This window comes from Ferruginibacter albus, assembly GCF_020042285.1.
Lineage (GTDB): Bacteria > Bacteroidota > Bacteroidia > Chitinophagales > Chitinophagaceae > Ferruginibacter > Ferruginibacter albus.
On record NZ_CP083388.1, the window covers coordinates 14,359 to 38,213 of the forward strand.

19 protein-coding genes are annotated in these 23,855 nt (G+C 35.7%); 13 read left to right on the plus strand and 6 right to left on the minus strand.

Annotated features, from left to right (window positions below; translation table 11 throughout):
• The first annotated feature begins 277 nt into the window (after nucleotides 1-277).
• Nucleotides 278-565 (plus strand): hypothetical protein, encoded by a 288-nt coding sequence (locus K9M53_RS00095; RefSeq protein WP_224016843.1) that lies wholly within the window; start codon nucleotides 278-280, stop codon nucleotides 563-565.
• Nucleotides 566-743: 178 nt separating this feature from the next.
• On the opposite strand, the gene K9M53_RS00100 is transcribed toward K9M53_RS00095, so the two are convergent.
• The gene (locus K9M53_RS00100; RefSeq protein ID WP_224016844.1) at nucleotides 744-1,115 is read right to left on the minus strand and encodes a hypothetical protein; all 372 of its coding nucleotides are present in this window, start codon (nucleotides 1,113-1,115) and stop codon (nucleotides 744-746) included.
• A gap of 291 nt (nucleotides 1,116-1,406) precedes the next feature.
• Between K9M53_RS00100 and K9M53_RS00105 the strand changes: the two genes are divergently transcribed.
• The 7 genes from K9M53_RS00105 to K9M53_RS00135 all read left to right on the plus strand — a co-directional run bounded on the left by K9M53_RS00105 (nucleotide 1,407) and on the right by K9M53_RS00135 (nucleotide 13,250).
• Entirely contained in the window at nucleotides 1,407-2,330 is a 924-nt protein-coding gene (locus K9M53_RS00105; RefSeq protein ID WP_224019185.1) for an IS1595 family transposase, read from the plus strand.
• A gap of 29 nt (nucleotides 2,331-2,359) precedes the next feature.
• On the plus strand, nucleotides 2,360-2,695 hold the full coding sequence (locus K9M53_RS00110) for a hypothetical protein (protein ID WP_224016846.1): 336 nt from the start codon (nucleotides 2,360-2,362) through the stop codon (nucleotides 2,693-2,695).
• 2,111 nt (nucleotides 2,696-4,806) lie between these two features.
• Nucleotides 4,807-5,166 carry a PadR family transcriptional regulator gene (locus K9M53_RS00115; RefSeq protein ID WP_224016847.1) on the plus strand — a complete coding sequence of 120 codons (360 nt, stop codon included), beginning with the start codon at nucleotides 4,807-4,809 and terminating at the stop codon, nucleotides 5,164-5,166.
• A gap of 31 nt (nucleotides 5,167-5,197) precedes the next feature.
• Nucleotides 5,198-7,282 (plus strand): PspC domain-containing protein, encoded by a 2,085-nt coding sequence (locus K9M53_RS00120; protein ID WP_224016848.1) that lies wholly within the window; start codon nucleotides 5,198-5,200, stop codon nucleotides 7,280-7,282.
• 175 nt (nucleotides 7,283-7,457) lie between these two features.
• The gene (gene gcvT / locus K9M53_RS00125; RefSeq protein WP_224016849.1) at nucleotides 7,458-8,543 is read left to right on the plus strand and encodes a glycine cleavage system aminomethyltransferase GcvT; all 1,086 of its coding nucleotides are present in this window, start codon (nucleotides 7,458-7,460) and stop codon (nucleotides 8,541-8,543) included.
• Between the two features lie 12 nt (nucleotides 8,544-8,555).
• Nucleotides 8,556-9,293 carry a 2-phosphosulfolactate phosphatase gene (locus K9M53_RS00130; protein WP_224016850.1) on the plus strand — a complete coding sequence of 246 codons (738 nt, stop codon included), beginning with the start codon at nucleotides 8,556-8,558 and terminating at the stop codon, nucleotides 9,291-9,293.
• A 192-nt stretch (nucleotides 9,294-9,485) separates the two neighbouring features.
• Nucleotides 9,486-13,250 carry a DEAD/DEAH box helicase gene (locus K9M53_RS00135; RefSeq protein ID WP_224016851.1) on the plus strand — a complete coding sequence of 1,255 codons (3,765 nt, stop codon included), beginning with the start codon at nucleotides 9,486-9,488 and terminating at the stop codon, nucleotides 13,248-13,250.
• Nucleotides 13,251-13,869: 619 nt separating this feature from the next.
• Here K9M53_RS00135 and asnS read toward each other — a convergent pair.
• On the minus strand, nucleotides 13,870-15,315 hold the full coding sequence (gene asnS, locus K9M53_RS00140; RefSeq protein ID WP_224016852.1) for an asparagine--tRNA ligase: 1,446 nt from the start codon (nucleotides 15,313-15,315) through the stop codon (nucleotides 13,870-13,872).
• Nucleotides 15,316-15,669: 354 nt separating this feature from the next.
• On the opposite strand from asnS, the gene rho reads away from it, so the two are divergent.
• The 4 genes from rho to K9M53_RS00160 all read left to right on the plus strand — a co-directional run bounded on the left by rho (nucleotide 15,670) and on the right by K9M53_RS00160 (nucleotide 19,405).
• Nucleotides 15,670-17,274: a transcription termination factor Rho gene (gene rho, locus K9M53_RS00145; RefSeq protein WP_224016853.1), complete on the plus strand. Its 1,605-nt coding sequence runs from the start codon at nucleotides 15,670-15,672 to the stop codon at nucleotides 17,272-17,274.
• A 168-nt stretch (nucleotides 17,275-17,442) separates the two neighbouring features.
• The gene (locus tag K9M53_RS00150) at nucleotides 17,443-17,898 is read left to right on the plus strand and encodes a hypothetical protein (protein ID WP_224016855.1); all 456 of its coding nucleotides are present in this window, start codon (nucleotides 17,443-17,445) and stop codon (nucleotides 17,896-17,898) included.
• Nucleotides 17,898-18,098 carry a helix-turn-helix transcriptional regulator gene (locus K9M53_RS00155; protein ID WP_224016856.1) on the plus strand — a complete coding sequence of 67 codons (201 nt, stop codon included), beginning with the start codon at nucleotides 17,898-17,900 and terminating at the stop codon, nucleotides 18,096-18,098. The genes K9M53_RS00150 and K9M53_RS00155 overlap by 1 nt, the downstream gene beginning before the upstream one ends.
• Before the next feature lie 32 nt (nucleotides 18,099-18,130).
• Nucleotides 18,131-19,405: a hypothetical protein gene (locus tag K9M53_RS00160; RefSeq protein ID WP_224016857.1), complete on the plus strand. Its 1,275-nt coding sequence runs from the start codon at nucleotides 18,131-18,133 to the stop codon at nucleotides 19,403-19,405.
• Nucleotides 19,406-19,458: 53 nt separating this feature from the next.
• Here K9M53_RS00160 and K9M53_RS00165 read toward each other — a convergent pair whose 3' ends face one another.
• Nucleotides 19,459-19,692: a 4a-hydroxytetrahydrobiopterin dehydratase gene (locus tag K9M53_RS00165; RefSeq protein ID WP_224016858.1), complete on the minus strand. Its 234-nt coding sequence runs from the start codon at nucleotides 19,690-19,692 to the stop codon at nucleotides 19,459-19,461.
• Nucleotides 19,693-19,782: 90 nt separating this feature from the next.
• Complete coding sequence (locus tag K9M53_RS00170) at nucleotides 19,783-20,226, minus strand: IPExxxVDY family protein (protein WP_224016859.1); 444 nt, start codon at nucleotides 20,224-20,226, stop codon at nucleotides 19,783-19,785.
• A 108-nt stretch (nucleotides 20,227-20,334) separates the two neighbouring features.
• Here K9M53_RS00170 and feoB point away from each other — a divergent pair, with 108 nt between their 5' ends.
• The gene (gene feoB, locus K9M53_RS00175; protein ID WP_224016860.1) at nucleotides 20,335-22,455 is read left to right on the plus strand and encodes a ferrous iron transport protein B; all 2,121 of its coding nucleotides are present in this window, start codon (nucleotides 20,335-20,337) and stop codon (nucleotides 22,453-22,455) included.
• Nucleotides 22,456-22,491: 36 nt separating this feature from the next.
• Here feoB and K9M53_RS00180 read toward each other — a convergent pair whose 3' ends face one another.
• Both K9M53_RS00180 and K9M53_RS00185 read right to left on the minus strand, forming a co-directional pair.
• Nucleotides 22,492-23,343, minus strand: coding sequence for a hypothetical protein (locus tag K9M53_RS00180; RefSeq protein ID WP_224016861.1), 852 nt, complete (start codon nucleotides 23,341-23,343; stop codon nucleotides 22,492-22,494).
• Entirely contained in the window at nucleotides 23,322-23,618 is a 297-nt protein-coding gene (locus tag K9M53_RS00185) for a hypothetical protein (protein WP_224016862.1), read from the minus strand. The genes K9M53_RS00180 and K9M53_RS00185 overlap by 22 nt, the downstream gene beginning before the upstream one ends.
• Between the last annotated feature and the right edge of the window lie 237 nt (nucleotides 23,619-23,855).

Sequence of the window (23,855 nt, forward strand, 5' to 3'; positions counted from 1 at the left end):
TTAAAAATACAAAGGGCTTCCAAAAGAAGCCCTTAATAATTTGTCAGAACATTATAATCTACCATTTGGCGGCTGCAAATTTTTTATACGCAGCCAAAAGTCCAGCAGCAGCAATAACTACACCTAATCCTAACAGTACTTTGTGTTCAAATTTCATTACTTCTTTCATAAGAAAAAATTTAATGGTTAATAAAATGGGTTTCCTATACGTAAGATACAAAATTTATTTAAAGTAAAAGCTCCTACAGTAGAGGAGCTTTTTTAATTCATATAATTTATGGTTATTATTATACCTAAAAGTAATACGCATTATCAGATAGAGGGTACTGGCGATAGCTTCATTTTTAAAAATGTTTCCAAGCTACTAATACCTAAGTCAGAGATAGACGAACTACTTAAAAAATATGAAGAAGGTTTTGAGCAAACTAAAGATTTATTTAAGATTGCCGAGACGCCAGATGAGTATGAGCAAGCCTATAACAATCTGAGAGAAAGTTCACTAACCATTCCGGTAGCCCTTTTTCAAAAAGAGGTTGACAATAACCATTTAAATCAAGAACTATAATATATTCAATAAGGTGTTTTTTAGGATTATCAATGCTTTTATTATAAGCATCAAGTTCAGTCTGTATATTATTCTGATTTGAAATAATTACTCTATGTAACAATTCGGTAAGTTCGCCACTTCGGTCGTATTGTAGTGGTAATAAAACGTATTTCATGATTAAGGTTTTAATTGTGAATTATAATTTGTATTCTAAGGTAGTTAGTGCTGACTTAAAAGTTTGGGTTTTTACTTTAATACTATCAACATATATGCTTACGGTTGTTACAACAGGACTTCCTGGCACATCATCAAATTGGTCTGGGTTAACTAATATAAAAGCAGTTGGATTGCCTGCACTGTTTACGTAGCTGTACATCCAATACTGTGATTCATGGTCTGCTTGCGTTGTACCGTCTTTATCGGTATAACTTCCACTCCATGTACCATTGGATAACAATACTTCAAACTTGATGTGTTTGGATTTTAGGGTATTCTGTGGTGGATTTGTAGGTGTCTTGCTACAAGAGATTAAAGCCAGTAGACTTAAAGTAAATAATAAGTGTTTCATTTTTGGTCATATTTAGGAGTTATAAAAAAATAGGCATGAGTTAAATCTTACCTGCTCCTAAGCCTGACCAAAGGCTATGCACAAATAAGTAAACCCACACCTATGCGTGAGCGCTACCTATCGAATTGTGCATTGCTTTAATTGGTCATTTAAGGAGCAAAAACAATTGGAAACGCAATATTTTTTATGCTTTGGCTACGTGTTTTTAGCCGCTGGCAAGGTAACAAAAAAATTACCAAAAATTTTAGGTTTTTTGCAGCTTTTTTTGTAAATTTAGGTAAAGCCCTAATAATGCTAAACTTAACACCCTTTAACAGCCTAATCCAGCTACTACAGGCGTTTCCAGACGAAAATAGTTGTATCAAACATTTAGAAATTTTACGGTGGAATGGCAAAGTAATATCGCCTTTTAAAGCTGGCTCCAAAGTGTACAAATGTGCCAATAATAGGTACAAGTGTAAGGACACAAACAAATACTTTAATGTTTGCACAGGTACACTATTTGAAAACAAAAAAATAAGCCTGCAACAATGGTTTGTTGCTGTATATCTGTTTGCCGCACATAAAGGCATAAGTAGTTATAAACTTGCCGCAGATTTACAGGTTAGCCAAAAGACTGGTTGGTTTGTACTGCAAAGGTTACGGTTTGCTCTACGCTGTGGGGTGTTCACCAAGTACCTTGAAGGGATTGTTGAAGTTGACGAAACATTTGTTGGTGGTAAAAACAAAAATAGGCATTGGGATAAAAAAGTAAAAAACAATCAAGGGCGTAGCTTTAAGGATAAAACACCCGTAGCAGGCATATTACAACGTGGTGGTGAAGTAAGGTGTTTTGTTGTGCCTGATACTAAGGCAGAAAATATACAACCACTGATTTTTGCCAACGTTAAAGCTGGTAGTATTATATACTCCGATGAATGGTTTGCTTATAATGGCTTAGGTAGGCACTACGACCATAGTATAATTGACCATAGCCGTAAGCAATATAAAAATGGTGAAACTTGTACTAATAATATTGAAGGCTTTTGGTCGCACTTTAAGCGAGGCATTATAGGCACTTACTACCATGCAAGCCGTAAGCACTTACAAGGTTATGCCGACGAGTATAGTTTTAGGTATAACAATAGGCAAGTGCCAATAGATGAAAAATTCAATATACTTTTACGCTCGGCGCAAAACAAGCGTATTACTTATAAAAACCTAACAGCACCATAATGTTAAAGAACACTATACATACTCAATTAATGGAAGAATTAAGCAGGCTGAGTCAATTTGGCGATCTACAGAAATTTGCTAAACAATATATTTATACAGGTTTAACCGATGAAGAGCTTTTGGATATTTTAGTTAAAACAAAAAAAACTATTGACTTACCTGTGTTTAATGAAGAGCTATTAAAAAATGATGCTGTTCAATTACAAACAGCCAAAATTTTAGGGATCTTGCAATGCTGTAGTACAAAAGCTGATTTTGAAGAATTGGCTAAAAAGCTAATTGAAAAGCAAAATTCATATAGAACACCTGTAAATTTTGCGCAAATAATGCAAAGAATGGTAAAATTAACTACGCCAAATACTTAGATCATAAAGAAGTAAACAAAAAGCAACATTTTTTGTAATTAAGGAGTCTAAAAAATAGAATACGACGGATTTTACTATTATTTACGTGAATTTGCTAATTTATTACCGTATAATTACTAACAAATTGTAAAAAATCAACAAAAAGTTTACCGGTGATGCTTTTTTTTGAAAATTATGTATATATATTTGCCGCAGTGAATGGGAAAAGAATCTATAGCCTTTGAAATACCCTCAATCTACGGGTATTTTTTTATGTTCAAATTCAATAAAAATTAGTAAGAACCGTTTAAGTAAAAAATGTTCATTGCTTTATTACTTTAAACTAAGTTTGCCAAATTAACATTTTTTGGCAGGATATTCTTTTAATTAAACTTAAAGGGAGTAACCCTTTCAAATAAAACCCTCCCGGTAGAAACCGAGAAGGTGTGCTTTCTAAAGCTACGACACTTTAGACACTTCGTTTAGTGCAAGAACAGACCGGGATAGGAAAAGGTCTTGTTGTGGACCTTATTTCCTGTCCTGTTTCTGGGTGAGTAAAACTCCACCTGAAAATCAGGTCGCACTGCTGTCCACACTTTTGGCATACTGTTTTAGCCATTTTGCAATACCCCCTTCGATTTTGACCGAGTTTTTAGTTACAAGGGCGGTCATCCTTGGCGATGTTCTATACATCAACATTTTCAACTAATGATGAGACTCATTTTGATGCTTTGGTACGTGGGGAGGAGGCATTACAATAACAAAGTGTAATATCTTTTAGGCAAAACTAATGTGCATGCATTTGTGTATAATATGTGTTTACCGCATATTTTAAAATGTTTACTTTTGTATTGCCGTATCATTAAAAAAAGAACTTATGAGCTTCCTCATATCAGGGGAAGTTTGCATATACAAAAATAAAGTCAAATATTACAACTTCCATAGATTTTTTTACACAATTGTTGTTTTCGTGGAAAATTTTCACCAAAACCCAATACTGTATTGAATTTCGTAATTATTCACAATCGGTTAATAAAAAACATTTACAATAATTGCTTTTAGACGGTTAACTACAGTATGTAAAAAATCAGGTATCTATCCCTTGAGAACAGTTAATTAATTAAGGAAGAAAATCAGTCGATTTGAACAGATAATGTAGCGTATATTAAAAATCAGCGTACAAAAATAGAAAAACAGACAGAAAAGTAGTAAAAATCACCGGAGATAATAGAGAGTATTTGGTTGTTTCAAAACAAGGAATTAAATTTGTAGGACAATTGTACAATACCAAATAGAGTACAACTGTAATTGTAGAACAACGGAAAAGAGGAGAATAAAACTAAATTAAATTGTAGATCGTCCAAACTTACAAACCTGAGTCAATTCAACTTTTTCTTTAAGATTTTATTAAAATAACAAAACCCCGTGCTGTCAACACGAGGCTTTGCGTTCTAATTTGTGGTGGCTTATCTCTGATAAGCGAGCCAACCGCAACAAGTACAATAACTAATGACCACTCGACAACGTGGTAGAATGGGGAGCACGAGCTCTCCATTTCTTGTTATGTAATAGAGGGCATAATATACCCTCGGTTGGCAACCACAATTTATATGTGCTTGCATCATAATCTTTAATAATCTATTGTTTAGTCTTCCATCCTTTTGGTTTTTTAGATTATGAAAGCAGCTATATAAAAGAACTGGAACAAAGGTAGAGCATTATTTTTTAATTTTTTTTAGTGGGAAAGAAATTACCCACTAAAAATTTCTAACAATGGCTTTATATCAAAAAGATAGCCAAACACGAAATTTTTGAAAAATTTTGATATCTAATTTTAACATAAATAAAAAAGGTAGCCTCTTGGCTACCTTTAAAGTTTTTAGTTCATTTAAACGGCGGCAAAAATCAGCCGCCAATATTTTTTAAACAACGCCCTGTGTAAACAGGGTATTACTACCTAAATTTATATTTTTTATTTGTTAAAAAAATTGCTGAAATTCTTTACTACATTGATTCTAGCTTAAAAATATCCTACTTTTTACAGCCAGCTACTAAAAAATAAATGGTATTATGTGTTGCATAGTACTTAATTTTTTATATTTTTGTACTGTTAATTTAAAAACTAAAAGAAAATGAATATTGATAATACAGCCAGCCAGATGCGAAAAGGTGTGTTGGAGTTTTGTATTCTTTCGGTAATAAAACAAGGAGAAGCTTATCCTTCGGATATTATTGAAAAAATGAAGGCGGCCAATCTTAACATTTTTGAAGGCACATTATATCCTTTATTAACACGACTTAAAAATGCAGAATTTCTTACCTACAGGTGGGTAGAAAGTAATAGCGGTCCGCCACGAAAATATTTTTCGCTTACAGAAAAAGGCGCCGCTTTTTATAAAGAACTGGAAGCAACCTGGAACGAACTGGCAAATGCGGTGAAAACATTATCAGAAACAGAACAACAAAATTCAAATAACAACTTCAACTCTTAAAGATGCTACGGCATCAATAAAATAATAAGCCATGAAACAAGTAATAAATATAAACTTCCAGGGACAGGTTGTTCCAATTGAAGTTTCTGCTTTTGAGTTGCTTAAAAATTACACAGAAAGTTTACGTGCCTACTTTGCGAATGAAGAAGGCAGAGATGAAATTATTAATGACATAGAAAACCGCATTAGTGAACTCTTTCAGGAAACTTTAAAAAAGGGCGCTACCTGTATTACAGATGACGATATTAATGCTGTGATTAAAAGCATTGGTCGCCCGGAAGATTTTGGAGATGCAGAAAGTACAAAACAGGATTCAAAGGAAAATTTTCAACAATCATCTGCAACAACCAATACAACTGCTACGCATAAACGCTTATATCGGGATGAAAATAATAAAATATTGGGGGGCGTTTGCAGTGGTGTTGCCAGCTATTTAGGTATTGACACCATTGTAGTTCGCATTATTACCGTCATATTTGGCGGTCCGCTATTGGTACCTTATGTTTTAGTTTGGGTTTTTGTTCCAAGTTCTTCTTCTCTTGAAATTGGCGGAACAAGAAAAAAATTTTACCGGGATAGTGATGATAAAATAATTGCAGGCGTATGCAGCGGCATTGGTAATTATTTAGGCATTAATCCATGGATACCAAGAATTTTATTCTTGATTCCTTTTTTATCTTTTGCTTTTCATTGGAGTCATTGGGTATTTTTTAATTTCCCCAGCATACTGCGTTTTAGCTTTAGTCCCGGTGCTTTTATTTTCTATATTATATTATGGATGGTAATTCCCGAAGCAACTACTACCGCCGAAAAATTAGAAATGAAAGGAGAAAAGGTTGACCTTAACTCAATTAAAAATTCTGTAATGGAAGAGATGAAAGGAGTTAAAGATCGTGCTGAAAAATTTGGGCAGGAAGCAAAAGCATATGCTTCTGAAAGAGGAAAAAATGTTGGTGCGGACATTAACGTTGCTGTTAAACGAAGCAGCCGCTCATTAGGAGATATTATTGTTTTAATACTGAAAATATTCGGCTACTTTATTATTGGTGTAGTTGTATTCTTTTTGCTTCTCGCTTTATTGGCTATTGTAATTGGCGCTGTTAGTGTATTTCCTTTAAAAAACTTTTTTATAGCAGATGGATGGCAAAATATCTGTGCATGGGGTACTTTATTATTTTTTATCGGAGCTCCTTTTATTGGATTGATCACATGGATCATTCGTCGGTTAGCTAAAGTAAAAAACAATAGAAAATTATTGCGCTTAACTTTTATTTGCTTATGGATATTAGGATGGGCTTCTGCCATTTGCCTGTTAGTATCAATAACTAAAGATTTTAAGTATAAAAATGATGGAATAGAACAAAATTTAGTGCTTGCTAATCCGGCGGTAAATAAATTAGAAGTAACAGCTAATTATCCTGTAAAAAACCATTCAAGCAATTGGTTTAGAATTGATGGAGACAGCGCTTATATGAAAAATATCGGCATTCAAATTTTAAAATCATCGAATGATAGCTTTTCTGTTACTGTAAAAAAATTGGCAAATGGAAATAGAAAATCGGCAGCAGAGATAACAGCAGATTTAATTTCTTTTAATGGCCGTCAGGTTGATTCGCTATTAGTATTGGACAGATACATTTCTTTTTCTGAAAAAGAAAAATTTCGAAACCAACGGGTGCTGGTGACAATTTACGTTCCGGTAGGCAAACAAATACTTGTTGATGAAAGTACCGGGCAAATGGCAGACATCAATATTGGATGGAATGATAACAATGATAATGTAGATATTGATTGGAATGATGATGAATACCCTAAATTGAAAAAAAATATTTATTATACAATGCACGCCGATGGGAATCTATATACTTTAAGAGGAGAACAAGTAACTGGCAATAAAATCAATTCTGAAAACGACGATATGGGTGATGAAAAAGAAAACAAAATGGATTCATTGCAAAACATAATGGACTCCTTACAAAATATAGCAGAACGAAAAAAAGATTCAATAGAAAAAGCGTTGGAAAAAGAATTAAATAATGAAAAGCGAAAAATTCAAAGGCAACAACCCAGCACGTACATGAAACCTACCGGCTCTCCCATTGGTTCCTTTATGTAAAATAGTTTCGATGGCTTTGTTGAAGTTGAAACAAAAAAGATCCCGTTGTAGCAGGCGGGATTTTTCTTTTTGTTCTCCGCATCTTTCTTTGCCATTTCTTTGTGAGAAACTTACATCGTATTTCTCTTTCTTTTAAGTTATTTTTGCCGTTACCCTTACAGCAATTATATTATTAATGAAGAACACTCCATTTACAGAAAAACATATTTTATTAGGCGCAAAAATGGCTCCCTTTGCAGGTTATAATATGCCAATAAGTTATACAGGCATTAATGATGAACATGCAGCTGTACGTAACAATGCCGGTGTTTTTGATGTAAGCCATATGGGTGAGTTTATTTTAAAAGGAACAGATGCATTGGACCTGATTCAACGCGTTACTACTAATGATGCTTCTAAATTAAAGGCCGGTCAAGCACAATACAGCTGTTTGCCTAATAAAGAAGGCGGCATTGTTGATGATCTGTTGGTGTACTGCATTGAAGAAAATAACGTGTATATGCTGGTAGTAAATGCAAGCAATATCGAAAAGGATTGGAGCTGGATCATGCAGTTCAGCAACAAAAATGTAGAAGCGCATAATATTTCCGACAAAACCTGTTTGCTGGCAATACAAGGACCTAACGCAACAAAAATTTTACAATCGCTAACGGATAAGGATATACTAAATTTAAAATATTACACATTTACCAAAGGCACTTTTGCCGGCGTTGAAAATGTTTTAATAAGCGCCACCGGTTATACGGGCGCAGGCGGCGTTGAAATTTATTTTGAAGATAAAGATGATAACGCCAATAAGATATGGGATGCAATTTTTGCTGCGGGGGCTTCTTATGGTATAAAACCAATTGGTCTTGGAGCAAGAGATACGTTGCGCCTGGAAAAAGGTTTTTGTTTATATGGGAATGATATTGATGATACCACTTCTCCATTAGAGGCAGGTTTATCCTGGATAACAAAATTCACCAAAGACTTTACGGCAAAAGATATTTTAGAAAACCAAAAAACAGAAGGTATTAAAAGAAAGCTTGTTGGCTTTGAGTTATTGGAGAAAGGTATTGCCCGGCATGATTATGAAATAACTGATGCAGCCGGCAATGTTATTGGTAAAGTAACTTCCGGTACGCAGTCACCAACGCTTAATAAACCAATCGGTTTAGGTTATGTAAGTACAGAATATGCAGCAACAGACAGTGAAATATTTATAAAAATTCGCCAATCGTTAATAAAAGCTAAAGTGGTAAAAATTCCATTTCTTTAAATTATGTATTCAATGAGTCAATTAAAGCCATCGTTATATACAAGCTTATCTCCATCATTGTTACATTTATATGATGTAAGCAGCAGCATTGTTGTAATTATCGATGTATTAAGAGCAACATCAACTATTGCAACGGCATTACACAATGGCGCTAAAAATATTATTCCTGTTGATAGTGTTGCAGAATGTATCCGTATAGGCAAACAGATTGAAGGTATTACTGCCGGCGAAAGAGATGGACAAATTGCAGAAGGTTTAAAACACGGCAACTCACCATTTGAATACCCTACTACTTTTATTGGTAAAAAAACATTAGTACTTACTACTACTAACGGTACCCGCTTGCTGCACATGGCTTTGGATAGGGGTGCCAAGGGAATCATTACCGGTTCTTTCCCTAATTTATCTGCTGTTTGTAATTACTTAGTGCAGCAAAATCAAAATGTGGTACTAGCTTGTGCTGCATGGAAAGACCGCATTAACATTGAAGACACATTGTTTGCAGGAGCAGTTATCAACCGCATAAAAGACAGCTTCAATATCAATTGCGATTCTTCTAAGATCGCAGAAACATTATATAATGAAGCAAAGCCAGATTTGTTTGAGTTTATCAAAAACAAAGATGCTTCTCATTATCATCGCTTAAGCGGCTTTGGCCTGGAAAAAGATATACGGTATTGTCTAACCGAAGATGTAGCAAATGTTTTATCTATTTATAAAGACGGAAATTTAATAGCACAACAGGCTTAACAATAATTGTAAGCCACAGAAAGAAGGTAATCAGTTTTCTTGCTGCTTGTTTCTATAAAAATAGCATTAAGTTAAAACTTCGGTCTTTTCTCCACAAACTTTTCAAATCGCATCTTTTCCTCAAGTATTTTCCTTTACTTTTGCAAATTGGCCTTTTGTGAATGGCCGCTCCTTAACCATAAATAAATTACCTTGGCGTTATCACATCTTATCAAGTACGTTTACAATACCGGCACCGATGAAGTTATACGACGCGGCAAAAAGATCCACTCTACAGGACTTGTTGAAATGATCGAGCACGATGAGTTAATGAATTCTGTAACACTGCGGGTAAAGGATGATATTTACAATACTTATTACAAAGTAAATATTCAGAAATACGACGATCCAAAGTCGATGACTTTGCGTTGCAGCTGTCCTTATAATATAGGAGATATTTGCCGCCATGAAGCAGCAGCATTGTTTTTGTTGCAGGAATTGATCGATAAAAACATGCTGAGTGGTAATAGTATTCAATACAATCAACGCCACACGGTGGCTAAGATGAAGTTTATTGATCTGAAAGTGATCCGCCTGCTGGCTTCCCCCGCCATTTACGAAACTGCTGAAAATATATTACGCACCACAAAAGCTGTTATTAACAAAGCGGCTAATGAAACAGTGGAGGCAGAGCTGGATTATAACGGACAATTATTTTCATTGGTAATTCAGAAAAATGATGAAAGAAATTTTGATACATCTTGTAATTGTTTAGAAAATGAGCATCCACTTTGCGAACATAAAACGGCTTTGTTTTTACAACTGTTAAATGCCTATGGAGCAAACTACTTTGATAGTATTCGCAATTGGGATAAAGAAAAGAATAAACTCTTACAGATATATGGCTATAGCTTAGAAGATGATCTTAACGGAAAATTTGAATTCATTTATAAAGAAGGAAAGCCCTTTTTAAAGGTATTAGACACTTCTATAAAAAGAGTGGCACCGGTGGCTGTGCCCGACAAGCCGCATTACATGCGGGAACAGCAGCAGGCTGCTGAAGTTGTAACCGAAACCGCTGTTGTTACAGCGCCCGCTATAAAAAAGCTGGGCATCGTATTTAATTTCAACAGCACCACTTACCCTTATTTTATTGTAGATGCTATACAAGGCGAAGCAGATGAAGAGAATAGGAAATTTGTCAGCAAGCCGGAAAAGCTCGACCTGACAAAATATGTAAATACTGATTTTTTTAGTGAAGAAGATAAAATGTTATTGCAGCAAATAAGAAAGCTGCAATCTTCCGAAATAAATAAATACATCAATCGCAATTCTCCATTTAGTGGCATTTGGGAAAATATCATCCATAACGAAAATGATGAATTACCGGAAGAAACAAAAGCGTTGATCGTAGAGTACCTTCAACCTAAACTTAAAAAAATATTTGAAGAGCAATCAGCAGGTTCTTTTGTTTATTACCTGCCGGTAAAAAAAGCATTTAAAACGGAAAATCTTGCCGAAGTTTCACTCGGCAATAATTTTATTGTACCTCAATTTAAAATAGAAGCTAAGAACAGTCATTTTGAATTGCAGTGTAAGGTAAATGCCAATGGCGCTTCCCATTCTATTATAGATAATGAACATGACAATGGCTTATTGTTTTTATACAATCATGTTTTTTATTTATGGAAAAAACCCGAAGATGTTTTACAGGTAGAAAAATTTTTGAAAAAAGGCAGCATTAAGCTTGATAAAGAGAATTGGACAGAGCAAATGCAAAAGCTTATCATGCCTTTGACAAAAGAATACGAAGTTGAGTTTGATAAGTCATTAATAAAAGAAGTAAAAAGCGGCGAACCGGAAGTAAGCTTGTTGCTACAGGAAAAAGGCGATTATCTGGTTTTTCAACCTGTATATAATTACAAAGGGTATCAAACAAAACCTAATGATAAAGACACGGTAACCATTCCGGAAGGAGATAAGATTCTAATCATTCATCGCAATAAAGAAGCAGAACAACGGTTTGTAGATAAGCTGTCTTCTTTGCATTCTCAATTTTCTAAAACACAGGATGGTAGCGGATTTGTATTAAAGGGAACAGAAGTGTTGCGTAACAATTGGTTCTTCCTTTTCATCGATGCAATGAAGGACAGTAAAATACCGGTGTATGGTTTTGAGGCATTAAAGAACTTCCGCTTCAATACCGCACGCCCATCCACACATATTCATGTAAGCAGTGGGTTAGACTGGTTTGATGCAAAGGTGGAAATTGATTTTGAAGGACAACGGGTAGGTATAAACGATATTAAAAAAGCATTGGCAGACAAACGTTCTTTTGTTCAATTAGGCGACGGAACATTAGGAATACTGCCGGAAGAATGGCTAAAAAAATACTCCCTGCTATTTAAAGTTGGCGATGGTAAAAACAATCAACTGCGTTTATCAAAATATCACATGAGTGTGATTGATGAATTGTATGAAACAAGAAATGCAGAAGAATTAAGCTTTGCCCTGGATGAAAAATTTGAACGCCTAAGAGAGTTTAAGCATATTCCCGAAATTGATACACCAGCTGAATTACAATCTATATTACGGCCTTACCAGGTTTCAGGGTATCATTGGCTGAATTATTTGAATGATGTTGGCTGGGGAGGTATTTTGGCAGATGATATGGGGTTGGGTAAAACCGTGCAGGCATTAACGATGCTGCAACATTATAAAAACAAAGAGGGTTCCTTAAAAGCAATTGTAGTTTGTCCTACAACACTTATCTACAACTGGGAAAATGAAATAAAAAAGTTCACACCGCAATTGACCTGGCGCATACATCATGGAGGTTTGCGTACCAGGGATATAGAGGAATTGCAGAAGTATAATGTAATAGTAACTACCTACGGAACATTAAGGAGCGACGCTACCGTATTGATGCGTATCATGTACGATTATGTAGTGCTGGATGAAAGCCAGGCAATAAAAAATCCATCTTCAAAAGTTACAAAAGCCGCTTGTTTATTAACGGCAAAAAATCGTTTGTGCATGAGCGGTACACCGTTGCAAAACAATACGTTTGATATTTTTGCGCAAATGAATTTTTTGAACCCGGGTTTATTGGGCAGCATGGAATTTTTCAGAAATGAATTTGCAACGCCGATAGATAAATTCGGTGAACAGGAACAAAAAGAACATCTGCGTAAACTATTATATCCATTCATCTTGCGCCGCACTAAAGAGCAGGTTGCAAAAGATCTGCCGGAAAAAACAGAAACAATTTTGTTCTGCGAAATGGAAACAGAACAACGCAAAATTTATGATGCGTATCGTAACAGCTATCGTGATAAGATCATGGGTGTTATTGATGAACAAGGTATCGATAAATCTCAGCTGACCATTTTACAAGGCTTAATGAAGTTGCGCCAGATATGTGACAGCCCGGCTATTTTAAATGAAGAAGAAAAATATCCCAACCATTCTATTAAGCTGGAAGAGCTGGCAAGAGAGATCGCTGAAAATATTGGTGAGCACAAGGCGTTAGTGTTCTCCCAGTTTTTAGGAATGTTAGCATTAATAAAAGAAAAATTAAAGGAACAGAATATTCCTTTCGAATATTTTGATGGAAGTTCAACAACGAATGAACGTCAAAAAGCTATTGAGAATTTCCAGGGCAACGATGAATGCAGAGTATTCCTGATTTCATTAAAAGCCGGTGGTGTCGGTCTTAACCTTACTGCTGCAGATTATGTTTACATTGTTGATCCCTGGTGGAATCCTGCTGTTGAGCAACAAGCCATAGATCGTACGCACCGTATCGGGCAAACGAAAAACATTTTTGCTTACCGGATGATATGCATTGATACGATTGAAGACAAAATTCTTCAATTACAAGAACGTAAGCGAGCATTGGCTAAGGATCTTATAGCCGATGATGCAGGCTTTGTTAAGTCGCTTACAAAAGCAGATGTGGAATATTTATTTAGTTAATTAAGACGCAATAAAATTTTTCCAACGTTTGAAATCTTTTGCAGATTCAGATACAAAAAGATTTTGGAAAGATTCAGCAATGAATTTGAGCAATCCATTAAAATAGGTAGCGGTTTTTGGGCTTTGGTTTTCCATAGATTTTTCGATTTTAGAATGTAAAATAAAAGATATTGGGTTTTATTATCAATAGCATTTTTTCTAATTTTTTAAATCAGTAATTTCCGCAATTACCCATCGAATTTGTCAATAAACCTCCGGTTTTAGCCGGAGGTTTTGTTTATTCTGAGGGTTAGTAACTTATTTTACTAAAGGTTCGTGCCAGTGTTGACGGAACCTTTTATTTTTCTTACTATAATATTTAACAGTATATCCGTCTGAGGTATGTAACAAGCGATTAAAAAAGTTTCTAATTTCCTGTACAATGGGGTGCGAAATGTTTTTCAAGGTTTTCATACTCGTATATTGGATTTTACATCTACTTCAACGGAAACAAATAAGCTTTATTGTGTATATGGTGTATTTTTGATAAAAAAGATAACTTTCTATAGCTGTATATAACTTCTTCTAACAAAAAGAGAGGCTTTCATAGCCTCTCTTTATAAACACTCTTTTTTAATTATTAAAATTCTGCACTCTTCGGATAACGCGGAAAAGGAATTACATCTCTTATATTTCCCATACCGGTCACAAACTGTACCATACGCTCAAAACCCAATCCAAACCCTGCGTGCGGACAAGCACCAAACTTTCTTGTATCCAAGTACCACCAAAGCTCTTCTGCAGGAATATGCATTTCTTCCATCCGCTGTAATAACAGATCTAATCTTTCCTCTCTTTGCGAACCACCAACAATTTCACCAATGCCCGGCGCTAATATATCCATTGCTGCCACGGTTTTACCATCATCATTCTGACGCATGTAAAACGCTTTTATCTCTTTGGGATAATTAGTGAGTATTACCGGTTTTTTAAAATGTTTTTCTACTAAATAACGTTCATGCTCACTTTGCAGATCAACTCCCCATTTATCTACAATGTATTGAAATTTCTTTTTCTTGTTGTGATTGCTTTCTTTTAAAATTTCAATTGCTTCTGTATAGGTCAATCGTTCAAAATCATTATCAACTACAAATTTTAATTTTTCGATCAAGCCTAATTCACTGCGTTCGTTTTGTGGCTTTTGCTTTTCTTCTTCTTCCAAACGTTGCGCTAAAAACTCCAGGTCTTCTTTGTTATTATCCATTGCATAACGGATAATGTATTTAATGAATTCTTCCGCAAGGTTCATGTTATCTTCCAGATCATTAAAAGCAACTTCCGGCTCAATCATCCAGAACTCAGCTAAGTGTCTGGTAGTATTGCTGTTCTCTGCACGAAAAGTTGGTCCAAATGTATAAACATCGCTGTATGCCATTGCCGCCAGTTCTCCTTCTAATTGCCCACTAACGGTAAGGTTTGTACTTCGACCAAAAAAATCTTCTTTAAAATTTACAGAGCCATCATCGTTTTTTGGAGCGCTGCCATCAACAGGCAATGTAGTTACTCTGAACATTTCACCGGCGCCTTCTGCATCACTTGCAGTAACGATCGGCGTGTGCAGGTACACAAAGCCTTTATCGTTAAAAAACTTATGAATGGCATATGCCAATGTGTGCCGCACACGAAACACAGCACCAAATGTATTGGTACGAAAACGAAGGTGTGCAATATCTCTCAGGTATTCTAAGCTCGGGCGATTCTTTAATTGCAGCGGGTACTTTTCTGCATCGCAATCTCCCAGTATCTCAATTGCGCTTGCCTTTAATTCTATTTTTTGTCCTTTGCCAAGCGATGGAATTATTTCACCGGTTGCTTTTATACAAGCGCCTGTAGTCAATCTTTTCAAAAGAGCATCATCAAATTTCCCCAATTCTGCTACAATCTGTAAGTTGGCATTGGTGCTTCCATCATTCAACGCTACAAACTGGTTATTTCGGAAAGTGCGCACCCATCCCATTACTGTTGCCTCATAATTGGCTTTATCTGTTGCCAATAGCTCTTTAATTTTTACTCTTTTGTTAAACATACCATTTAATTAAGGGCAGCAAAGATAAACTACAGACTTTACCGATTTGCTTGGCTTCGCTGATTTTTAATTGATATTATTGTTGCATTTTTCGCTCAGTAGCGATTATTATTTGAACAAATCCTTTCTTTTTGAGGATAAACTGTACCAATGTCGTCCGATCAAGCCCCCCAATGCTTATCAACAAAAAAATTGCATTTTTCGGAAAAAGCCCGTAATATTGTGGCGGAATATCAACTGATAAGGTCTTTCCAATCGTTTACTTCATCAGAATATCCAATCCAATCAATATAAATTCTCATTCAATTTTCAAGAGTTTAAGAGCGGTTAAAGAATAAATCTTTTCAATTTTTTATGTACGATATATTACAACTGAACGACTTGCTCGTTCCTGAGTTGCAAGACATAGCAGAACAACTAAGCATACCCAACTACAAAAAATTAGACAAACAGGACCTTGTTTATAAGATCCTGGATAAACAAGCGACTATGAACGCAGAAAACAAAAATGAAGACGCTAAGCCAAAACGCAAGCGTATTGTAAAAGCTACCACAGCGAACAGCACCGAAGATGCGGAAGTGATGCAGGAAAAAGCAAAGCCTGCGAGGAAACAAGAACCAGTGGCAGAACGGAAAAAATCAACTAAAAAGGAAGAGGCTGAGGAAGAAGATCTTCATCCCCTTACGGAAGAAGAAACTACAGTGCCTGCAGCCATTGCTTCTTTATTGCATGAAGAAGACTCTCAACAGCCGGAAGCTTTTGTTGAGCCTGAATTACCAAGCTATCCTCAAAAATATCAAAACAACCGTCGTGATAGAGACCCTAACTTATTCAATATAGAATTTGATGGTGTTATACTGGGCGAAGGTGTTTTGGAAATGATGCCTGATGGCTATGGCTTTTTAAGAAGCAGCGATTATAATTATCTTTCATCACCCGATGATATTTATGTTTCGCCAAGCCAGATAAAATTATTCGGGCTAAAAACCGGTGATACTGTATATGGCTCTGTTCGTCCACCTAAAGAAGGTGAAAAATATTTTGCTTTATTAAAAGTAGAAACCATCAACGGTAAATCGCCGGAAGAAGTAAGAGACCGTGTGCCTTTTGATTATTTAACACCGTTATTTCCATTTGAAAAATTAAATCTTAGTATCAAGTCTGATAATTACAGCACTCGTATAATGGACCTGTTTACGCCAATTGGTAAAGGCCAGCGTGGATTGATTGTAGCGCAACCTAAAACAGGTAAAACCATGTTGCTGAAAGAAGTGGCAAATGCTATTGCAGAAAATCATCCGGAATGTTATTTAATGATCGTGTTGGTAGATGAACGTCCGGAAGAGGTAACAGATATGGAACGTAGCGTAAAAGCAGAAGTGATCGCATCCACATTCGATGAGCCTGCTGAAAAGCACGTGAAGGTTAGCACTATTGCATTACAAAAAGCCAAACGTTTAGTAGAGTGTGGTCATGACGTGGTAATACTGTTAGACAGTATTACACGTTTGGCAAGAGCACATAATACCGTTGCTCCTTCGTCCGGTAAGGTTTTATCGGGTGGTGTGGAAGCGAATGCAATGCAAAAGCCTAAACAGTTTTTTGGTGCAGCACGTAAAATTGAAAATGGCGGCTCTTTAACAATATTGGCAACAGCATTGGTGGATACCGGTAGCAAAATGGACGAAGTTATTTTTGAAGAATTTAAAGGTACCGGCAACATGGAGTTGCAGCTGGATAGAAGATTATCAAACAAACGCATTTTCCCTGCTATTGATATTGTAGCATCAAGCACACGTAGAGATGATCTGTTATTAGACAAAGATGTTTTTCAACGTATGTGGATCCTGCGCAAACACATGGCAGATATGAATCAGGAAGAAGCAATTTCTACTTTGCTTAAGAATATGAAGGGTACAAAAGATAACCTGGAGTTTCTTACAAGTATGAATGGATAACATTCAATAAATTTTTTATAAAGCCGTTACATGATAACGGCTTTTTTTATGCCATAAAAAATACTCTCAGCTTAAAATTACTCCGGAAAGCTCCTTGGGTGGCTAAAAAATTAACTTGAAGTTGTGTAAAGTATACTTTACATTTGTTGAATAACAAATATCACAGCCATGAAATTATTACTGCCACATCGATTTAAGAAAACAGGGGCTATAATTGCTCCAATAGGATTTATCCTTTGGATATGTATGCAATTGGGTTTAATTACCCGGGTGCTAATGATTGTTTTTGGAGAAAAGCCGGAAACTTCCAATAGCTCGCCATACCATCTTGCTAACGTGATCATAGCAACCATCTCATTTATTTCTTTTCTTGCAGGAATTTATTTTGTAACATTTTCCAGGGAAAAAATTGAAGATGAAATGGTGCAACGAACAAGATTGGACAGCTTTCAGTTTGCTGCATTAGCTCAAATAATATTTATAATTATTGGGTTACTGTTAATGATCTTTTTTAAGGAACCGAACGAAGGAGGTTTAATGTTTTTCTTTATCAGTGTAATATTTCTCTTTTGGCTTTGTTTTATAGCTCGTTTCAATTACATCCTGCATATCAAGATCAAGTGATGAAAAATTATTTAAGAGAAGAAAGAATTAACAAAGAGCTTACCCAGGTTCAATTAGCGGAAATGGTAAATGTGTCCAGGCAAACAATCATCTCAATTGAAACAGGACGTTATATTCCTTCTGTATTATTGTCTTTGAAACTGGCTACTGCTTTAGGAAAAAAAGTAGAAGCTTTATTTGAATTGGAAAAATCAGATTGATCTCTCTGTGAGAAAACATTTATTTTTATTGCATGAAAAAACACTGCTGCTATAAGTCCATTCTCATTTTATTATTTATTCTTCCAATAAAATTATTTGCGCAGCAGCTACCAGATCTTAGTGGACTTTGGAAAGGTGAATTGTATGACGATACCACTCAAAAATATATTCCTTACGACTTGGCCATCAGCGAAGAGAAAGGAAAATTTAGCGGGTATTCTTATGCGGTATTTAAAACAGACAGCAGCACGGAATATGGATTAAAAGACGTTAAAATAAAAATCAAGGATGATAAGATAATTGTAGAAGATATGAATCTTATCTCTGATAATTATTCTGTTGCGCCATCAAAAAGAGTAAAGAAGTTAATGATACTTACACTAGAGGTTAAGGATTCTGTATTGATATTAAGCGGTAAATGGAAAACGAACTGGACAAAGGAGTATCATCCCGTAACCGGAAGCGTTGAAGTAAAGAGAAAAAATTATGACTGGAAAGAACAACCGATCTTGAAAAAGTTGGCAGAAATGAAACTATCGAATGATCTTTCCTTTTTATCAGAAGAACAAAAGAATGAACTGGCAGTAAACAATTCACCCAAACCAACAATCAACACATCCGCCAAAACAGATGCTGCTATACGTAAAGACTCAACAACCATAGCTATTGCAAAGCCTAATAAGAAAGAAAAGAAGCCGGAAATCAAGCCAATTGTTGTACAGGAAGACTCATCAACGATAGCTATTGCTAAACCCAACAAGAAAGAAAAAAAATCAGAAGCTAAAAAAAATGTTGAGCAAAAAGATTCATCGATTGTAGCCCTTGTTGAACCGGTTAAGAAAAATAAAAAAGAAGACAAGTCTGTTGTACAAAAAGAAAAAATAAAAGAAAAAACAGAGCAACCGATTGTTGCTAAAAAAGATGTTCCTGAAAAACCTGTTATTGCGGCAGCAAATGCCAACAAAAGAAAAACAGCTACTATTAGAACCATTGAATACAATACCGACAGCTTACTGTTTACCTTATACGATAACGGGGTGGTTGATGGCGATACGGTAAGTATTTTAATGAACGGGAATTTAATTTTTTCTAAAGAAGGATTGACAGAAAAAGGCACTTCAAAAACTATTTATACTAAAGATATTCCTGATTCCTTGTTATTGGTTTTATACGCAGAAAGCTTAGGAACTATTCCACCTAATACAGGCCTGTTGGTTATTAAAGATGGCAAAGCCCGTTATGAAGTTTATTTTAGCGCCGACCTGGAAAATAATGCTGCCATTGTGTTACGAAGAAAGCGGGAATGATAGAATGCTGATATAGATATCATCTATATTACCGCTCATAAAAAGTCGCTGCGTTACTCCAGGATCTTATCAATCTTTTTAGCCAGCTCTCTATCTTTATCGGTTACAATATCTCCTTCATCGTGCGTGGAAAGCTGTATCTCCACCCTGTTCCAAACATTTGTCCATAAAGGATGATGATTCATTTTTTCTGCTTCAATAGCAACCCTTGTCATAAAGGCAAATGCTTCCGAAAAATTTTTGAACTCAAATTTTTTATAGAGCGTATTGTTTTCTTCTATCCACATAAAATAAAAATTAAAAAGTATAAATTTCAAATTCCCTATTGCGATAGGATTTGTAGAGCAAGGTTTGTTCCAAAATGGGTAACAGTCAATTTAAAATATTAAATGTTGCTTGTTTTTAATTTTCTCGTTGGTCATTTCAGTAACCAACTGTACACCGGGCAACGACTTTATAGATTGTACCAGGTTTTTTAATTCCTCTTCGCCTACTTCATCGCCACACAATAACCATAAAAAATCCAGGTGCTTGAATTCAGGAAGCAAGTATTCGCCGTCGAACTGGTTATTATATAAATAATGTTTTAGGGATGAAGCCGGAACCGGATATTCATATATAGAAAAAAAATAGGTGCGTTGCTTTTTTGCCAGCTGTATTTCAATATCCGTATTCAGCCTGAACTTAAATCCTAATATTTGATTCAGCTGCCAGCTAAACTGGTAATCTTTAATAGGTGCTACAATTCCCAGCAAATGAGTGCCTTCAAAAAACTCTTCTGCCAAGGCTTCATTATCTATTTTAAGCTTGCTGGTTGCCATAATTACAAAGTTATTTGATTGTACGAATTTTCAGCTGTTTAGATGCATTCGAAATCTCTTTCTTAAATCGTAACCCGCAAACCGTTCATTAGCGTTAATTTTGCAACCTTGACAAAAAGGCTGAACATAGCATTAGTAGGAAATCCCAACAGCGGAAAGTCTTCTCTTTTTAATTCATTAACAGGGTTAAATCAAAAAGTAGGCAACTTTCCGGGCGTTACCGTTGATAAAAAAACCGGCTCTTGTCGTATTTCTGAGAATTTAACCGCCAATATCATTGATCTGCCGGGCACCTACAGCTTATACCCAAAACGTGCCGACGAATGGGTGGCGTACAAAGTTTTAATTGGGCAGGATGAAGAAATAAAACCGGACATGGTTTTATTGGTGGCAGATGCTTCTAATCTTAAACGTAATCTTTTATTTTGCTCACAGATAATTGACCTGAAAATTCCGGTGGTAATTGCATTGACCATGATGGACATTGCGGCAAATAAAGACACACAGATCGATATTGCCGGGCTGGAAAGAGAGTTAGGCGTTGCCGTTATTCCTGTAAATCCAAGAAAGAACAAAGGAATAGCACAATTAAAAAAAGCAGTAGAGCTGTCTGCTGAAAACCTGCACAATGCAATTCCAAGAGATTTTATTGATATAGATGCTTTGGCAATGCAGCCGGTAACCGCTGTAAAGAAAATAATCCCGGATATAAGCAATTATGCCGCTGTTCATTATTTGATCAATCATGAAAATTTTGAACTAGCAACGTCACTACAGGATCAAATTGAACAAATTGAGATTGATAATAAATTCAATCCTACTAAAACACAGGCAGATGAAATAATAATGCGCTACAACCGCATTAAACACATCATGCAGCAAACCGTTGTTGAAACAGATCCGCTGCAAAAAACATTGTTCACTGAAAAGCTGGATAATATTTTGCTGCACAGAACCTGGGGATACATCATATTGTTAGTGGTTTTGTTTTTATTGTTTCAAAGTGTTTTCTGGATCGCACAATATCCCATGGATTTTATTGAATGGAGCTTTGGGCAATTGAGCGGTTGGTTGACGAATGTTTTGCCCGGCGGCTGGTTTAGCGATTTACTTATTAATGGCGTAGTTGCAGGGTTAAGCGGTATCATTGTTTTTGTACCTCAGATAATGATTTTGTTTGGTATTATTACGGTATTGGAAGATACGGGGTATATGGCACGCATAGGTTTTCTAACGGACAGGCTTATGCGAAAAGTTGGATTGAATGGAAAAAGTGTTATGCCGATGATCAGCGGCTTTGCTTGCGCAGTACCTGCCATCATGAGCGCCAGGAGTATTGAAAATAAAAAAGAACGGCTGCTCACCATAATGATAACACCATTAATGAGCTGTAGCGCCCGCTTACCGGTATATACCATTTTGATCGCACTCGTTATTCCATCTAAATTATATTTTGGCTTTTTAAGCTTGCAGGGATTGGTAATGATGGCACTTTACCTGTTGGGTACCGTTATGGCGCTGATAGTAGCATATGTAATGAAATGGTTCATTAAGATAAAGGAAAAGAGCTTTTTCATTTTAGAGCTTCCTGTTTATCGCAGCCCCCGCTGGAAAAATGTTGGCTTTACCATGGTTGAAAAAGCAAAAATATTTTTGTTTGATGCCGGTAGGGTGATCATGGTAATAAGCTTACTATTATGGGTGCTTAGCACTTATGGTCCAAAAAATAAAATGACTGCGGTTACGCAACAGTATGCGCTACTCACTAAAACGCATCCGCAGCAAGCCGCCGAATTAGACAAAGAATACAAAACCGCTTTGCTCGAAAACTCTTATGCAGGCTCACTTGGTAAGGCAATAGAGCCTGTTATAAAACCACTGGGCTACGATTGGAAAATAGGTATTGCATTGATAACTTCCTTTGCTGCACGTGAAGTGTTTGTGGGTACCATGGCAACACTCTACAGCGTGGGCGGCGATGATGATAATAACAGCACTACTCTTACACAAAAAATGAAAGCCGCTACAAGAGAAGATGGAACCAAAGTGTACACGCTCGCTGCGGGATTATCCTTATTGGTATTTTATGTTTTGGCTATGCAATGCATGAGCACGCTTGCTATTGTAAAACGGGAAACCCGTAGCTGGAAATGGCCCGCCATACAACTGGTTTATATGACGAGCCTTGCATATGTTTTAAGCTGGGTGGTGTATGTGGTATTTAAATGATTGCATGCCTGATTCAGCACCTTAAGTGTAAGCGTTTTATTTTATCAGATCTAAAGATAGTGCGATTCCATGCCAAATTTTTCCTTGATATACCCATGAGGATTTGTTCGGCCCTGTAACAAAATCCCATCCTACAGTATATCCGATATTAATATTATTAAACCCAAACATTGCAAAGAAACCTAGTGTATGTGTAAGAGCATCTCTTTCAATAGTAACTGTTGGATTGCGTGTATTTGCAGCTGTAAGGCTAGTTGCTGCCATACCATAAAATATTCCGGGAGTTAAAGATATTGCCGTCGTTTTTGAATCAAATAAATTAGGTCTTGGTTTATAAAAATTTACTGTAAACTTCCATCCAAACGAAATGCCCAGGTTAACGTCTGTAGTGACTTGGCTAGGAAAAGAATCCTTTAAAGCAGGGTCTGTTAAAGCAGGCCTTATTTTTATTGGCGTGGATAATGTTTGTAAGACAGGTTTACTATCAAAGTATACAATCTTTCCAATATCGACAGTATCCTTGATAACAATAGGTACAAAATATTTATCCTTTAATGAATTGATTTGACTATTATAATCAAGCATCTTATAAGAATCTGTTGGCCTTTTAAGAATATCTCTATATTCATTCCGGTAAGGAATAAGATCAGAATCTTTGTTAGGAACAATGATTGTGTAATCATCAGATTCTTTCAATTTACCCCGAAAATGTTTTGGCGGCTTAAAAGTTACTAAGGTATCCGGAGGTTTGGGACGACCATTATTATCTCTATTGCCGGCTTTTATCGTGTTTAATTTATTGCATTTATAAAAATATTTGTCTTGAACACAAGAAGAAAAACAAACAACGATTAGAATACCTATAATTATTTTTTTGGAAGTATCCATGTTTCAAAATTTGAAGTTTCTTTTAAATCTGTATCAGAGAATTTCATTTTCTTAACTGCTTGAAGTGAATGCATGTTGCTTGAGACGTTTCGGAATGAATACGCATCCGTATCAAATACAGACGGCTTTTCAAGTACTGCACATAAAGAACTGAAAACAACGGGGTCTAGTTCCGGAGTCTTGCGTTTAACGCCATCCCGTGTTATAAAGAATACAATTCCTGTTGAGCCTGGTATAAAGTCCAGTACAACTTCGTCTATTTCTATTACTGGCATAATGTAAATTTTTACCAAAATAAACATCACGCCTAATATTTAAAAGGGGAAAAACACCCTTTTTCGATTATGCCTTAAAATAGAACCTCTATCAACAATTATCTTATATAATAACTACTCTAAACCTTTAAAAAATTTTACTGGACAAATAGCAAAAAATACCTCTAAAGCAGTGCTCGCAATTTTTTTAATGATGCAGTTTGCTGAGTTTTACAATGATAAAAACATTTGAAAACT